This is a genomic window from Pseudoalteromonas sp. APAL1 (assembly GCF_021532475.1).
GTDB lineage: Bacteria > Pseudomonadota > Gammaproteobacteria > Enterobacterales > Alteromonadaceae > Pseudoalteromonas > Pseudoalteromonas lipolytica_C.
In genome coordinates, this window is record NZ_JAKGAW010000073.1 from 1 (window position 1) to 14,446 (window position 14,446).

General features: G+C 41.8%; 14 protein-coding genes and 1 pseudogene. 12 read left to right on the top strand and 3 right to left on the bottom strand.

Going from position 1 to position 14,446, the window contains the following annotated elements; genetic code table 11:
- Nucleotides 1-1,003, top strand: a 1,003-nt coding sequence (locus L1264_RS20395; protein ID WP_235404503.1) for an RNA-guided endonuclease InsQ/TnpB family protein, incomplete at its 5' end; no start/stop codon positions are given.
- A 4-nt stretch (nucleotides 1,004-1,007) separates the two neighbouring features.
- Here the strand turns inward: L1264_RS20395 and L1264_RS21560 are convergent.
- Nucleotides 1,008-1,151 carry a hypothetical protein gene (locus L1264_RS21560; RefSeq protein ID WP_348535099.1) on the bottom strand — a complete coding sequence of 48 codons (144 nt, stop codon included), beginning with the start codon at nucleotides 1,149-1,151 and terminating at the stop codon, nucleotides 1,008-1,010.
- Nucleotides 1,152-1,310: 159 nt separating this feature from the next.
- Between L1264_RS21560 and traN the strand changes: the two genes are divergently transcribed.
- The 3 genes from traN (at nucleotide 1,311) to L1264_RS20410 (ending at nucleotide 6,074) form a co-directional block, all read left to right on the top strand.
- On the top strand, nucleotides 1,311-4,460 hold the full coding sequence (traN, locus tag L1264_RS20400; protein ID WP_036973800.1) for a conjugal transfer protein TraN: 3,150 nt from the start codon (nucleotides 1,311-1,313) through the stop codon (nucleotides 4,458-4,460).
- Nucleotides 4,461-4,530: 70 nt separating this feature from the next.
- Nucleotides 4,531-5,481, top strand: coding sequence for a hypothetical protein (locus L1264_RS20405; protein WP_036973802.1), 951 nt, complete (start codon nucleotides 4,531-4,533; stop codon nucleotides 5,479-5,481).
- Between the two features lie 314 nt (nucleotides 5,482-5,795).
- The gene (locus L1264_RS20410) at nucleotides 5,796-6,074 is read left to right on the top strand and encodes a hypothetical protein (protein WP_036973803.1); all 279 of its coding nucleotides are present in this window, start codon (nucleotides 5,796-5,798) and stop codon (nucleotides 6,072-6,074) included.
- 38 nt (nucleotides 6,075-6,112) lie between these two features.
- Here the strand turns inward: L1264_RS20410 and L1264_RS20415 are convergent, their stop codons facing one another.
- A complete protein-coding gene (locus L1264_RS20415; protein WP_036973804.1) occupies nucleotides 6,113-7,006 on the bottom strand; it encodes a LysR family transcriptional regulator in 894 nt (297 codons plus the stop codon).
- A 159-nt stretch (nucleotides 7,007-7,165) separates the two neighbouring features.
- Here L1264_RS20415 and L1264_RS20420 point away from each other — a divergent pair, with 159 nt between their 5' ends.
- The 6 genes and pseudogenes from L1264_RS20420 (at nucleotide 7,166) to L1264_RS20445 (ending at nucleotide 12,181) form a co-directional block, all read left to right on the top strand.
- Entirely contained in the window at nucleotides 7,166-7,924 is a 759-nt protein-coding gene (locus L1264_RS20420) for an SDR family oxidoreductase (protein ID WP_036973805.1), read from the top strand.
- A gap of 74 nt (nucleotides 7,925-7,998) precedes the next feature.
- On the top strand, nucleotides 7,999-9,006 hold the full coding sequence (locus L1264_RS20425) for a zinc-dependent alcohol dehydrogenase family protein (protein WP_235404505.1): 1,008 nt from the start codon (nucleotides 7,999-8,001) through the stop codon (nucleotides 9,004-9,006).
- A gap of 22 nt (nucleotides 9,007-9,028) precedes the next feature.
- Nucleotides 9,029-10,036, top strand: coding sequence for a zinc-dependent alcohol dehydrogenase family protein (locus tag L1264_RS20430; protein WP_235404507.1), 1,008 nt, complete (start codon nucleotides 9,029-9,031; stop codon nucleotides 10,034-10,036).
- Nucleotides 10,036-10,363, top strand: a pseudogene (locus L1264_RS20435) (transposase); the annotation flags it as partial. The gene L1264_RS20430 and the pseudogene L1264_RS20435, both read left to right, overlap by 1 nt.
- A 74-nt stretch (nucleotides 10,364-10,437) precedes the next feature.
- Nucleotides 10,438-11,634 (top strand): low temperature requirement protein A, encoded by a 1,197-nt coding sequence (locus L1264_RS20440; RefSeq protein ID WP_230237499.1) that lies wholly within the window; start codon nucleotides 10,438-10,440, stop codon nucleotides 11,632-11,634.
- Between the two features lie 382 nt (nucleotides 11,635-12,016).
- Entirely contained in the window at nucleotides 12,017-12,181 is a 165-nt protein-coding gene (locus L1264_RS20445) for a hypothetical protein (RefSeq protein ID WP_230237501.1), read from the top strand.
- A gap of 193 nt (nucleotides 12,182-12,374) precedes the next feature.
- On the opposite strand, the gene L1264_RS20450 is transcribed toward L1264_RS20445, so the two are convergent.
- Entirely contained in the window at nucleotides 12,375-12,674 is a 300-nt protein-coding gene (locus tag L1264_RS20450; RefSeq protein WP_036973809.1) for a hypothetical protein, read from the bottom strand.
- Nucleotides 12,675-12,904: 230 nt separating this feature from the next.
- On the opposite strand from L1264_RS20450, the gene L1264_RS20455 reads away from it, so the two are divergent.
- A complete protein-coding gene (locus L1264_RS20455) occupies nucleotides 12,905-13,180 on the top strand; it encodes a helix-turn-helix domain-containing protein (RefSeq protein WP_199530303.1) in 276 nt (91 codons plus the stop codon).
- Between the two features lie 2 nt (nucleotides 13,181-13,182).
- Nucleotides 13,183-14,446: HipA domain-containing protein (locus tag L1264_RS20460; protein ID WP_235404509.1), on the top strand; the 1,264-nt coding region annotated here is incomplete at its 3' end.

The following is a 14,446-nucleotide window of genomic DNA, read 5'->3' on the forward strand; positions in this document are numbered from 1 at the left end:
AGATGGAAACTTACGACTATTTATCGGCACGAAGACTAATAATATTGGTTACTTATCCTTTAAAGCGCATGGCAAGTTCGAGAGCCCAAACTCGCTATATGTGCGCAAAGAGCGTGGTCAATATTATGTATCTTTCTGTTATGAAGACGGCAATAGCGAAGAAGAACTTCCTAGCAATGCTGAACATTTGGAATTCTTGCAGGGTTCAACCAAAAAATATCTGGAAGAACATACTATTGGTGTAGATCGTGGCGTGGCAATTCCTGTTCACGCAGGCTCTATAACGTTCGATTTCTGCGAAAACCAGAAATCGAACATGACCAAAGCTGACCGCTATATCAAGCGACTTCAACGCAAGTTATCACGCCAGAAAAAAGGCTCTAGCCGAAGAAACAAAACCAAACATCGCATTGCTACGCACCATGCTAAAAAGGCGAATATTCGAAACGATTTTGCACATAAAACAAGTCGTTCGTTAATCGAAAGCAAGGCTAAGGTTATAGTGTTCGAGGCTTTACGAACCTCAAGCATGACGCGCAAGCCAAAGGCGAAGCAGGATGAACAAGGTCGGTATGTGTCAAACAAAGCCAAACAAAAGGCTGGGCTAAACAAGTCTATTTTAAACGTTGGCTGGCACATCATAGAGATTTACACCAAATACAAGGCCTACCAAGCAGGAAAAGCCGTCTTCAAAATACCCGCCCCGCATACCAGTCAGGAGTGCGCTGAATGCGATCACACTCACCCCGACAACCGTAAATCACAAGAGCTATTTGTGTGCGGTAACTGTGGCAATACTGACAATGCAGATAACAACGCATCAAAGGTCATAAAGAAACGGGCAATTAACCTAATATTAGACACTGGAACGGTGTTGTCTGGCGATGGAGTTCTAATAACTCAGGCAGATAGTGGACGTGGAGGCAATCGTAAGACTAGCCGAGTCAAAAGCTCGACTAGCGGTGTCCAACGAAGCGTCAAAAAAGAAAGGTTAGTAGCTTAGGCTATTATCTTGGAAGCTCGATGCCTTTAGGCGCGAGTAGTTCACAAACTCTTTTCTGGGATTTACTTTGTTTACTTGCTCTCTCAAATCTTCTGTGAAGTTCTTTTTCTAGTGTAGGGGCATCCTCACTATAGATCATGGCATGTATATCAAATGATAATGGAGCAAAGGCACCTCTGAGCCTTTTTACTCTATCAGGTGGCTTTAATTGAGCAAATTTTAATTAAAAATCTAATGAAAATTAGGATTTAGATGGAAATATAGATTTTAAAATATCTTCAAATCAATAGTCATGGCTCTATGTTTAATGAAGTGTTTTAAGAAAAAATTAACCGGATATACAATCATTGCAAGCATGGTTGGTCAAACCATTGCTGTATCAGTAATTGGGGTATGGGCTGGGTTACTATCGATTGCCACTCCATTTGAAACAGCTATTGCTGCACAGGAACGGTTTGACCAAATTCAGCAAAAATACAAAACTGATGATCCAACAAATAACCGCTCCGATGATCAACGTTTAAATCAAACGTTATTAAAATACCCACATCAAACAGTCATAAATCCAAATCGAGAAAATGAGATAATTCAAAAATACTACCTAACCCCACAGACATCTAGAACAGTTGATTTGTCTGCTTATGGTAATTATGGAGACAATGCACAGCAGCAGATTGAAGATAGCGTAAATGTTGCGAGAGACATGTCAAAGTCAGCTGTTGTTCCATCGACTAATGCTAGTGGAGGTTTAATTACAAATTATAGTAATGGAGGAGTTTCGCTTACAAAAGATGATAGTGGTAATTATGTTGGGACTATTGATGAATCAAAAGTTACTGAGCATGTTTCTAATCAAAACGAGTACACTAGCTCAGAGCTAAATCACTCTCAAACAACACTTGAGGCAGACAGTCACTATGGTAATGAGACAGAGTTTTATGCTTCAGGAACCACTAAAATAAACAGTTTGAAAACTGACACTGCTAGTGATGCAACTGTATACCAAACAATTCAATCAATTCAGAATGACAATAAACTCCCAGAAATAAACCCCAGAAGCAGTATTTTCAATTACGGATTTAATGAAGTTAATGATGCCCTTGACGGTACCGGATCATGGTTATCGTCATGTACAGATGAGTCAGTTGACATAACACGTGAATTTACATCAACACAATCAACAAATCATTTATGTATGCAACCCCTTGCAAGCAATAGCTTATATTGCGAAGTTGAAAGAGCTACACCAGTTGCTTATGACGTAATAGTGCAAATGGCGGGTAAGGGTAAGCAGTTTTTAACAGTAGAATTTGACCTAAAGAAGCAAACTGCTAAGACAATAGCCCCAACCGATTCAATTGCAACAGAGCTGAAATTTGAAGGTCCAAGTTTTGAAGATTTCTGCACAGTTAATAATACTAATATTAATAGGGTAAGCCTTGGTGCTTGGCCTAACACCACACTAGATGGAAGTATTGATGAAAGTACTTGGATTCGAGAGTTGCAAGCGCCAACATGTGCAAATGGTTTAAAAGGTATTTTCCAAGTTGAAGATAAAACTGATGATGGTGGTGATACAAAATGGATCTTGAACGCTCAAGTAAGATACAGGTTTACTGGTGAAGTAGGGGAAAACAAGCAGTATCCAGCTGGTTGCTATGATGCGATTGAAAGTGAGCTTAAGGAAAGCAATGGCTTAGCAGGGTTTAGAGACACTATTAGTGGTGGTACTGAAAGCCGGTTTGAAGGTTTTTGTAAATTTGATAGCTATACAAATATCGAAGTTGGTAGCGTTGGATTACCCCCAGAAATATTAGAAACAGTCCTTCCTTTTTATAATGGTGATACAGGAAATAAAACTTGGAGAGTTAACCTTGATGGATACAATTGTGATCCTACTAAAGGTGAAGATTACTGTATTGTAACTCGGAGAGCCACTGAGGAAGAAAAAGCAGCAGGGATAGGGGATGAATTCCAATGTTATTCCTGGGATGAGATAGAATCTCAACCAAACCACTGCACTACCTACCAAACTGATACGCAATGTCAAGAAATTGAGAGAACATGTGCTGAAGGGTGGCTTTGGGAGCGAGATGACGCCGATGATATTTGCTTCGCTTACACAATTGAGTATCAATGTGATGAGGAGGTTGTTTCGACTGTAACAAGCTCCGTAACACAGAATACCTGTGCGGCTACATTGCCTTGTGTTGGAGGGAATTGTGAAACATCAAATAGTGAAGTTAATGATCAATTCGCAGATGTTCTTGCTATGGCTACAGTAATACAACATATGGAAGATGGGATGAACTGTGAAGATCCTACAGACCCATCAACGTGCACTATTTTTAAAGGTGAAGGCAAATTTTGCTCTTGGGAGCCAAGTGGTTTAGGTAATGACTGTTGTGAGGCTCCTGATGGTGTTGATATTTATGAATATGCACAAGCTGCTTATGGCATGCTACAAGCAGATGCATTTGTAGCTGGACTAGATGGAACCAGTAATGCTGTAGTAGGCGGCTATCAGAGTCTGAGAGAACCTATTGCTAATGCAGCTACAACTGCTGGTGAAGCTGTTTCAAGCGCTTGGTCTTCAGTGTCTACAGTATTTACTGATGCGGCAAGTACTGCGGCAGGTAATGCAGTAGGGGAGGTGGTTGATGCATCTGGGGCCGCAATGGATATTTTCTCTAAACAGGCTATGGAAAAACTACAACAAGCGGTTATGAAATATGTTTATGATTCGATTCCAGAGGAGTTAGCTCAGGCATTAATGACAGAGACTGTTAAGAATGGGGCATCAACAGTGGTGCTATCAGAAGGGGCAAGTCAAGCTGTAGCGGTAATTGGTTATGTATATGCAGCATACATGGTGTATCAATATATTAAACTAGCTTTAAATTTGCTCACTGCTTGCCACGAGTATGAAATGGATATGGGAGTTAGGCTTGCTACGAAACAATGCATTCCCGCAGGAAAGAAATACTGTGCTGAAGATGCTTTGGGTGTTTGCTATCTTCGCCGCCAAGATTACTGCTGTTATGACTCCATCCTATCTCGAATAATAATGGAACAAGCATCACCAATGCTTGGCCATGACCTAGAAGAATATACAGCAGAAGAAGTTGATGGCTCAAAGATAAGAAATTGCCCGGGATTAACCCCTGAACAACTGTCTAACTTGGACTGGAATAAAATTGATTTAAGCGAATGGATTAACATAATGATCGAGTCTGGTATTGCTGATTTTGATCAAGACCTTGATAAGCTGACTGGTTCTGGTCGAATGCTTAATAATGAAGGTCGAGAAAACGCTGTTGATAGAACAACACAAAGAACTGTTGACGCTGAACTGGCTGATAGAGCTATTGAAACAAGAAGTATCATAAATGCAGATGATATTGATTGTTCATATGTGCCGAGACCATTGGCATGCTATTTTCATAATGATGATTAATGATTATAAAGTTGCGTGATATAAATAATAAAGTACGATAGAGACACTTTCGGGACAAACGAGGAAATCTATGAAAAATATAACTAAAATAGCCTTAGCTTCAGTTATGGCATTAACTTTATCAGCTTGTTCATCAACAAAAGAGCCAATTGTGTTTGATAGCTTTCAAGCAAATGAGGATGACTCATTTGCAAAAACAACAATGCGCTTAGCTGGCAGTAATAAGTTTATGGACAGTGCTGACGGTGATGCAGGGACTCGTAAAGTACCAGGTTCGAGTGCAATGGCTATAGGTCAGTTGTTAATGTTAGATTTTGCTGGAGCAGCCAGTACAGCTATTAATGATAGCATTATTGAAAACGAGCCATTAGTTAATAGCGCTCAATTTATTGTTAAAGTTGATAATGTCGACCAATCAACAATTGAAAATCCTAAAGGTATTATTGCTAGAGCTTCACAAAAGCTTGATGAGATTGCTTTTATGAAAGGGCTTGAAATAGAGTCTGAAAAGACAACAAATACTCAGCGGATTATAACCTATAAAAATAAAAATCAATGTGAAAATTTGACTCTTGTTATAAATCGCTGCGGTCAATACCTTGGACTTGGAAAAGTTTCTTCATATGATCAAGAAAGTAAATCTGCATATGTAATCTTTGAAGCAAATGGAAATTTTGTTTCATTGTATTTAATGAGCGATTACATTGGGGATGATGTTTACTTGTATCACCCAAGGAAATTAGGGTCAGGTAATTGGGATTACAGCTGGGGAATATATGCAGGTTCTCATTTAGTTATTCACAAAGGTAAAGTACATAAATTTATTACTGGGCAAAGTTTTGATGATGGTGTGGATATTAGCGAACTGCGATACGTATTTTTTGAGGAATGGGAAAAAGAAAACAAAAGTGAATACAACGAAAAGTATTACAAAAACCCTAAAGACAAAGGTAAATACTTATACGATTATCACTTAAAAGACATGAGCTTCACCGAATTACCGCTTGATACTAAGTTGTAAATTTACTTACTGTTAAATTTAGTAGGTTTTTTAATATATCACTGTCCAATGCTCCACGTTTGGTATTACGAACACTGGTCTGGGCGAAATTGCCGCCTTTTTAGGCCGGTTTTTTCATTTCTTATCCTTAGGTAAATTTATTTTTCTGAGTTGTTGTTTGAAATATAAGATTTATTTATAGTATTCAAAACTATACTAATCTGTACTAATTCCTATCTTAGATAAAGTAAAAAACTAGATCTCAGTTCATTAGATCAATAGCACTTCTTATATTAATCTACTAAAACTCACCCGCACTAATTGGTTTAGTTACCATGTTAGACAAAGTTCTTGCGCAAGTTAAAACAGATAATTCAGGTTTATTGATTGAAGTACCAGTGTTGCTTAGCGAATATGGTGTATTTGATCCCTTACTTGATTACGTTATAAGCCAGTCGCACATTAAAATTTTGCCATGGGTGAATCGCATTACGTTTGCTTTGCACCTTTGGTTGGATGATGTGTTTTACGACCCAGAAAACCTAAGCGGTGTGATAGTTCGCTTGTATCATCCTGAAGACATTGGTTACAGTTTTTGCAGTCAAGTGAGCTAATGTAGTATTCGCACTTTATGAATATTACTTATGTGCCATTAGCGGTCACTCAATCTTGACACCAAGTGATCAAAAACCAATCGAATACGTTGTGGTACTGGACCACGTTGAGGGCGATAAATATATAAATCCCAAGGCACCGGCTCGACTTCTTCTAACACTCTCACAAGTTTCTCTTGGCGTAATAAGTCTTGGACCAAAAAGTCAGGAATTTGAGCAAACCCCAGTCCATTTTGTATAGCCATTAATTCAGCTTCGGTGTCGGCACTTCGAAAACGTGTTATGGATGGGGTCCACTGTCTGTCCATGGAAAAAACCCATGGCCAAAGCTTTCCCGTATTGCGATCTACTAACCCTGTAGCCGGCAAGTGGTTTAGATCTTCAATAGACGCAGGCTTTCCCACTCTATTTATTAAGTCAGGCGAAGCCACGACATACATATTAATTTTGGTGAGCTGGCGGGCAATAAATCGACTATCCCTCATGAAGCCGATACGAATCCCGATATCTATTTTTTCGTCAACGACATCCACGCGCTCGTCACTGAGTGTAAGGTCTATATCCAATTGAGGATGTATTGTTGAGAGTTCCAGTAATACTGGCATTAAGCATTTATGACCAAAACCAACAGGCGCTGCGATACGAACCCGCCCTTGTAATTCATTACCCGAGTTAGGGGCGCTTGTTTGAAACAATTCATCTACAGCGCGCAGGCGTTCTTTTGCTATCAAAGCAAATTTTTCTCCAACTATAGTCACTTGTATGTGTCGAGTATTTCGATGAAATAAAAGCTCCCCTTGTAATTGCTCTAACTCCTTCACTGCTCGTGTCACTGCCTGAGGAGAAATTCCCAGACGGTTAGCCGCTTCTTTAAAGCTGCGAGACTCAGCAGCGGTACAAAATATCCGGAGCATTTCTAATCTGTTAAGCATCACAGTCACATTCAGTTTTGATATGAATACATTAATACTATTCCATTTTTAGGAATTGTGAAATTAAAACTTTTCCATTTATTAATTTCGGAAGGTAAGTAATAATTTGTTTGTTATTTAGACAGAGTCATTCATTCAACTGATTTGAGGATATTAACTATGAGCAGTGTTTTAGCAAACAACATCAGCAGTAAAGTCGTTGTTATCACCGGTGGTAGCAGCGGTTTAGGCGAAACAACAGCAAGATATCTGGCTAGTCTTGGTGCGTCAGTAGTGTTAGGTGCCCGCCGTATCGAGAAGCTTGAAGCTATTGCTGCTGACATTCGCTCAGCAGGCGGAAAAGTTGCGGTTCAAGCGACAGATGTGACTAGCCAGGACGAAGTGAAGGCCCTTGTAAATCTTGCACAAGAGCGCTTCGGTAAAGTTGATGTGGTTATCAATAATGCAGGGTTAATGGCTATTGCACCGTTAGCTGAGACTCGAGTTGACGAATGGGATCGCATGATTGACATCAACGTTAAAGGTCTGCTGTATGGAGTAGCCGCAGCGCTTCCGATTTTTCAGGCTCAGGGAACAGGCCACTTTATCAATATTTCATCCGTAGCGGGTGTCAAAGTATTCAGTCCCGGCGGCACGGTTTATAGCGGAACCAAATTCGCTGTTCGCGCTATTGCCGAAGGCTTACGCCATGAAGTTGGGGGTAAAATTCGTTCAACAATCATTTCACCAGGTGCAGTCGAATCTGAATTAAAACATGGAAGTTCAGATACTCAGGGTGCAGCCTTTGTAAAAGATTTTTATCAGCAAAATGAAATTCCATCTGAATCTGTTGCTCGTGCTATCGCATACGCAATTGAGCAGCCTGCGGATGTGGATATCAACGAGATTGTTCTGCGCCCAACTGTTCAAGAATTTTAATTCGTTTAATAAAAGACCTATTAACCAGCGGGTGATTTAACCACCCGCTGAATATTCAGTTTGTGAGGTTATTGATGACAGCGTTAAACAGACAAATGCGTGCTTTGGTATTAGATAGCTATGAAGAGGGTACAGCATTCCGGGATGCCCTGATTAACTTACCCTCGCCATCAGCAGGTCAGGTGCAAGTAAAAATATTTGCAAGTGGAGTCAATCCTATTGATTACAAGATCCGCCAAGGTATCGCTCCTTATGCTATGCCGGAATTACCCGCAGTACTTGGCACCGATTTAGCTGGAGAAATTGTTGCTATCGGCGACGGCGTCACCGACTTTGCAGTAGGTGATGCAGTTTATGGTCTGACTGGCGGAGTGCGAGGATTGCAAGGATCACTGGCTGAATATGCCAACGTAGATGCTGAGTTACTTGCTCTCAAACCGAAAAATTTGTCCATGCGTGAAGCTGCGGCTTTACCTCTGGTTGCACTTACCGCTTGGGAAGGTTTGGTTGACAAGGCGAATGTTAAAGCGGGCCAGAAAATCCTTATCCAAGGTGGAGCTGGCGGAGTTGGACATTTAGCTGTGCAAATTGCTAAGGCCTTAGGTGCCGACGTTTATGCCACTGCATCGACTGGAAAACAAGAACTGCTCAAGGCGCTTGGTGCCACGCCGATTGATTATCACACTGTAAGCCCTGCTGACTACGTGGACGCATACACCCAAGGCAAAGGATTCGATATCGTTTACGACACTGTCGGTGGCTCTGTACTCGATGCCTCATTAGGTATCATTGCACATTATGGACATATTTTAAGCTGTGCTGCATTCAGCTCACATAATCTGGCACCGTCGTCATTGCGCTCTGCAACATTGTCAGCGATTTTTGTGTTACACCCACAGCTCAGCGGAGAGGGGCGCAAACATCATGGCGACATTCTGCGGCAAATTACGGCTCTCGTTGAAGCTGGACAAATTAAGCCACTACTCGATCCGTTACGCTTTTCCCTTGACACGGCAATGGATGCACATAATGCCGTAGAGTTGGGGTCCATGGGTAAAGTAGTTATTGATGTAATTGCTTAAAAGGTCATTGTTGAGGATGCATATGAGCCCAAGAAAACTAGTTCGAACTGTTCGTTTCCATGAATTAGGTGGTCCCGAGGTGTTAACTATTGACTCGCTGGCGAGTCCAAGTTTGCAGGCCACTGATGTTCGTATTGCGGTCAAAGCTGTTGGCCTCAATCGTGCTGATGCCATGTTTAGGCGAGGCAACTATATAGAAAAGGCTGACTTCCCTTCGCGAATCGGCTATGAAGCATCCGGGATAGTCATTGAAATCGGGGAAGAGGTAGATCATTTACGCCTTGGGGACGAGGTTTGCATTGTCCCTCAGATGGGGCTTTCTCAGAATGGCTGCTACGCAGAAGAGATTGTCGTACCAAGTGAATATGTGGCACTCAAACCAGCAGGGCTAACCTTTGCTGAAGGCGCAGCAGCTTGGATGCAGTACCTGACAGCTTATGGCGCTTTGGTCGAAATTGCTAACGTGCAAAAAGGCGATGCAGTACTGATAACCGCCGCATCGAGCAGTGTTGGATTGGCTGCGATTCAAATTGTGAATTCTCTGGGAGGTATCCCTATCGCTACAACTCTAACAGGAGCTAAAAAGGCTGCTGTGCTCAAGGCTGGCGCGGCCCATGTGATTGCAACCCAAGAAGAACCGCTACTGGATAGCTTGAAAAGCATCTTGGGAGCAAACAATTTAAAAATCGCATTTGATGCTGTCGGTGGGCCGCAGGTAGCTGAAATTGCTGAAGCAATGAGCCCTGAAGGAACAATAATAGTACACGGAGCATTAAGTCCCGAAACAACTCCTTTTCCCTTAAAAATAGCACTTCGTAAAAGTCTGACAGTTAGGGGGTATGTGTTTACTGAGGTTATAAAAGACATCGAGCGTTTTCGCAGAGCAAAGCAATTTATCCACTCGGGTTTATCCGAAGGAACACTCAAGCCTGTCATTGATCGAAGCTTTAAATTTGAAGAGATAGTAGCAGCTCATCACTATCTGGGGTCAAATCAGCAGATTGGTAAAATAGTGGTCGTACTTGATTAACAGATGAAGGAAAACTTTATCTGTGTGTTGTGCTGGATCTGTTTAACCATGTCGTTGTAGGCTGGTTAATACATCACCGACAGGATAGAAAAATGGTTCTGCGAGCGGTGGAGATGGCTGTCTGGCAACGTCCTGAAGCGACACAGGCAATACTGCATTCGGATCGTGGAACGCAATTTACCAGCGGCAATTATCAACGGTATTTAAAAAAGCAACGACTTATTGGGGAGCATGAGTGCTGTCGGTCATTGTGCCGATATACTTTTTTACATCGAGCGGTTTCATAATCCAAGAATGCGACTTAGAGTAGCTAATCAAGACAGGTAGTTTACAAACATTTTAAACCGTCCGTAGAAACGGGGGAGAACCCCCGCCAGAACAATAAGACAAAGGGGTAGTGTATGGTAATTAACGATCTTCTCTGGCGGCGACCACGCCATCACATGGATGTCGATGAAACCCACGACCACGTGCACTGGGTGGAACTTTTCTTCGATCTGGTCCATGTAGTGACAATTTTCATTCTGGGGAATTACCTGTCCCATCATCTGGGGTGGCAAGGATTCTGGGTGTTTACGGGAATGTTCCTGGCGATTTTCTATGCCTGGGCAGACAGTTCGGTCTATAATTCGCTGTATATCTCCACGGACATGCCGCATCGAGTGGTGATGGCACTTAAGATTGTCACGATGATGACCATCGCGGCGGCAATTCCCGACGTGGGAGGTGAAGGCTGGACGTATTTCGCGCTGGGCTATGCGTTGAATCGGGCGCTGACGGCCTATCTTTACTGGCGGGCGCGCTGTACCGACAACGCGGGCAATACGCTGGCGCAGGAACAGGGGCGGAATTTTTTCGTGTTGGCCGGGGTGTTCGCACTGTCGGCTTTTTTGCCCACACCGGTCGCCTACTGGGTGTTTGCCGCCGGCGTGGCAGCAATTCAGCTGCAGTACATGCTGCCGCGCGTAGGCACGCTCCGCTTCGAACGCTTTATGCCTCAACTCGGACACATCTCGGAGCGCTTCGGCCTTTTGATGTTGATCTTGCTGGGTGAAGGCTTCTTTAAGCTGGTGGTCACGCTGGCCGACAAGGGCGTCTACAAAGTCAGCGCGGGTACGATGTTCAATGTGACCATGGGCGGCTTGTCCCTCTTCGCGCTGGCCTGGACTTATTTCGACTGCGCCGGCAATGCAAAACCGAAGAGCCGCACCAGTGCCGTGCTTCTGAGATACTGGCTTGCTCACATCGCGATTTTGTGGAGTGCGGTGACGATTGGCGTTGCGCTGGCCGGAGAAGTCTACGTCGGCCTGTGGGAGCCTTATCCGCCCGGCTACGCCGCGCTTGGCTCGGTCGGCCTTGCGGTTTTTTTAGCTTCGCTATGGGCGCTGCGTCGAACTGTGGCTGATGCCGCCGACAACTACCATAGCGCCGGTCTGAGGCTGTTCGGCATTGTCATGGCGCTGGTTGCGCTAGCCTTCCATCCCCTCGTACCGTCGATTGTCAGCAACGGGCTTTGGGTCCTAGCGCTGTTCTCGCAGATTGGTGTGCCGATTTTTCTAGCGGTAAGAGATACGCGCCGGTCTGATAAAATGCTGTGATGGAACATGGCTATGCCCATGCAATTTGACAGATAGCCGTCAGGGATTTGATGCGCTCTTCTTATGCTCATTAAGCCGGCCTTTTTGTTTTCGTGATCAGTGATTGTCCGTCGGCGCTTCGTCCTCAGTTAGCCGTGCGTCCTCCCGCATGGCGTGCCCCTTCTAAAATAACTGAGCCAATAATGTTCTATTCTGGTTACTTTAATGAACGTAATGTGCCTTAAGGTAATCAATTTGGCACTTTGTGCCTCTTATGTTTTCTGTTCAGCGTGTGCGCAATTTGCTCTGATTTTTTTACTATTTTCAGACTTAGGAGGCTGCTGCAAAAGGAAAAGCTGATAGTCTGACATATATCGAATTTATGATAAAAGGAAAATTAATAATGCCTAATTTCGATCCAAACTTTGAATCTACTCGCTTGGCTATGCTTTCAAAACAACACCCTGACATTGTGAAGGTGCCGGGTGAGGGAGTGTTTCGTGCGGAAGATGACGAAGACCGCCTAAGCGGAACATCTTGGACTCTTGAAGATGAGATTTTTGATTAGGTCACCGAATCTGGCTTCAAGCTATACTTGCTTGAACTTCTGGATAATTTCATAGAATACCGGGGTCAATGTAACGAGCTTCAGAAAAAGGAAGGGATTGTACGTTTCGCTGGTGGCACTTTAAATATTGAACAATTAAATTAAACGTAGCTTAATGTAGTGTCCAGTTTTACTGGATTAGATCACTTTATCTTCATTTGAATAATGACTTTAATGAGCTATTTTTGTCGTTCCAGTAATATAGAAGAAATGGAATTGCACCTTCTTTAATCTCTTCTGCTGAATAGAACTTCTCTGTATTGAAAGCTTTAAAATAAATTCCTTGGGAATAAGCTTTAACTGTTGAGGAAAGAATGAACGCCAAATAGATAAAAACAAGAATTGAGGTAAATATTGTTAATGATGTGGAAATTTGCATCAATGCAAAAGTAACAAGCAATAAAACCATTAGATGGGATAAACTTCTAATTTTATTAATTTTGATTTTGGTCATACATAAAAACCTATTTAAGTTCCTTCTTAAATTTTACCTATTATTCTATTCCTTGTGAGTCTATCTAGTCAATCTGTAGTATCTATATGAATTCAAATTTTCACAAAATATTATGAATTTTTGCTTTTTTTACTGCAACTCTAGGTTTTTCACTAAGTATTGTGAATTTGTTGCCCTGTTGATTATATCCCTCTATTATTCATAAATATCTGTGAATTTTGGTGATCAAAATGGAAATATCTGTTAGTTCAGCAAAGCAATTAGGTAAATTAATATCAGCTGTTAGAAAAAGCCAAGGGTTAGACCAAAAAACAATTGGAGAATTTTCGGGTAATAGTATCAATACGGTAGGTGACTTTGAAAAGGGGAGTGGTTCATTGTCCGTTAGCAGGTTATTTGATTTGATGGAGTCACTTGGTATTGAAATGAAAATAGACTTCGCGCTGCCTCCATCAGATACTTCAGCGCAAAAGAAGCTAATCAAACGCATTAGTGAGATAGTTTGATAATGGATAGATCGCTCACAGTATTTGTAAGTACAAAAAAAATGGGTGAGTTAAAGGATGTGAATGGTTTTTGGGCATTTGAATATTCACAAGAGTGGGTTAACTCAGATAAAAACTTCTCCTTGTCACCGGATATACCAATTCAAAATGAAATGACGTTAGACACAGGTACTAAACGTCCTGTTCAGAGCTTTTTTGATAATCTTTTACCCGAAGAAAACGCGCGCAAATTATTAGCAAAAGATGCGCAAGTTGACTACTACGATTCATTTGCATTACTAGAAGTGTCAGGTATTGAGTCCGCTGGTGCCTTAATAATGTTGCCTAAGGGGGGGGTCTTGCCAGATCCAAGTGCTGAGCCTCTAGAATTATCTGCTCTTTCAGAGAGGATAAAAGCTCTCCCTAAAGCACCATTGAATAAGAGACAAGGTAGTAGGATGTCACTCGCTGGGGCACAATATAAAATGCTAGTTATAAAAAAAGGCTCTGATTTTTTTGAAGGTAATGCAGGTACGCCTTCCACTCATATATTGAAACCAGATCATTCAGAGCCTGATGATTATTGGCAAACGACTTGTAATGAATGGTTTGTTATGAGGCTTGCTAAAATGATGGGTATAGATGTACCAAAAGTGGAGTTATTGTATGTACCTGAGCCTATCTATTTAGTTGAAAGATTTGACCGGTATGGTAAATACCCGAATCAAGAGCGTCGACACATTATTGATGCGTGTCAACTATTGAGTTTTGGTAAAGATTTTAAATATGCAGCTTCAACTGTTGAAATTTATAAGAAGATATTGGGTAAAGTTCGGACTAAGGCACAAGATACAATAAAGCTATATCGCTGGGTTATTTTTAATTTTCTTATAGGAAACGGTGATGCACACCTAAAAAATATTAGCTTTTATTATGGGGATGGGGATCCACAGCTGACACCATTTTATGATTTATTGTCTACGATAATATATGTGCAAGAAGGGACTAAACCACTTGAGCAAAAATTATCAATACCGATAAATGGAAAAGAAACATTTGATGAATTAAGGCGAGATGATGTTTTGGCTTTTGCAAATGAAATTGGCATGCCAGACAAGGGAGCTGCAACTTACTTAGATTCCATGGTTAAAAACATTCAAGGTGTATTTGAGATTCTTTACAAAGAAGTCCTAGAAATGCCAACTACTCCTACACGCGCTGTAGAGTTACGTATGCTAAGGGAAATACAATATAAAGTTTTAAATGAAATGGTGGAAAGGTTAAGAA

What these genes read in the sequence shown, in the direction of transcription:
- traN (WP_036973800.1), top strand. Translation starts at nt 1,311, where the DNA reads ATGAAGTGTTTTAAGAAAAAATTAACCGGATATACAATCATTGCAAGC.
- L1264_RS20405 (WP_036973802.1), top strand. Translation starts at nt 4,531, where the DNA reads ATGAAAAATATAACTAAAATAGCCTTAGCTTCAGTTATGGCATTAACT.
- L1264_RS20410 (WP_036973803.1), top strand. Translation starts at nt 5,796, where the DNA reads ATGTTAGACAAAGTTCTTGCGCAAGTTAAAACAGATAATTCAGGTTTA.
- L1264_RS20415 (WP_036973804.1), bottom strand. Translation starts at nt 7,006, where the DNA reads ATGCTTAACAGATTAGAAATGCTCCGGATATTTTGTACCGCTGCTGAG.
- L1264_RS20420 (WP_036973805.1), top strand. Translation starts at nt 7,166, where the DNA reads ATGAGCAGTGTTTTAGCAAACAACATCAGCAGTAAAGTCGTTGTTATC.
- L1264_RS20425 (WP_235404505.1), top strand. Translation starts at nt 7,999, where the DNA reads ATGACAGCGTTAAACAGACAAATGCGTGCTTTGGTATTAGATAGCTAT.
- L1264_RS20430 (WP_235404507.1), top strand. Translation starts at nt 9,029, where the DNA reads ATGAGCCCAAGAAAACTAGTTCGAACTGTTCGTTTCCATGAATTAGGT.
- L1264_RS20440 (WP_230237499.1), top strand. Translation starts at nt 10,438, where the DNA reads ATGGTAATTAACGATCTTCTCTGGCGGCGACCACGCCATCACATGGAT.
- L1264_RS20445 (WP_230237501.1), top strand. Translation starts at nt 12,017, where the DNA reads ATGCCTAATTTCGATCCAAACTTTGAATCTACTCGCTTGGCTATGCTT.
- L1264_RS20450 (WP_036973809.1), bottom strand. Translation starts at nt 12,674, where the DNA reads ATGACCAAAATCAAAATTAATAAAATTAGAAGTTTATCCCATCTAATG.
- L1264_RS20455 (WP_199530303.1), top strand. Translation starts at nt 12,905, where the DNA reads ATGGAAATATCTGTTAGTTCAGCAAAGCAATTAGGTAAATTAATATCA.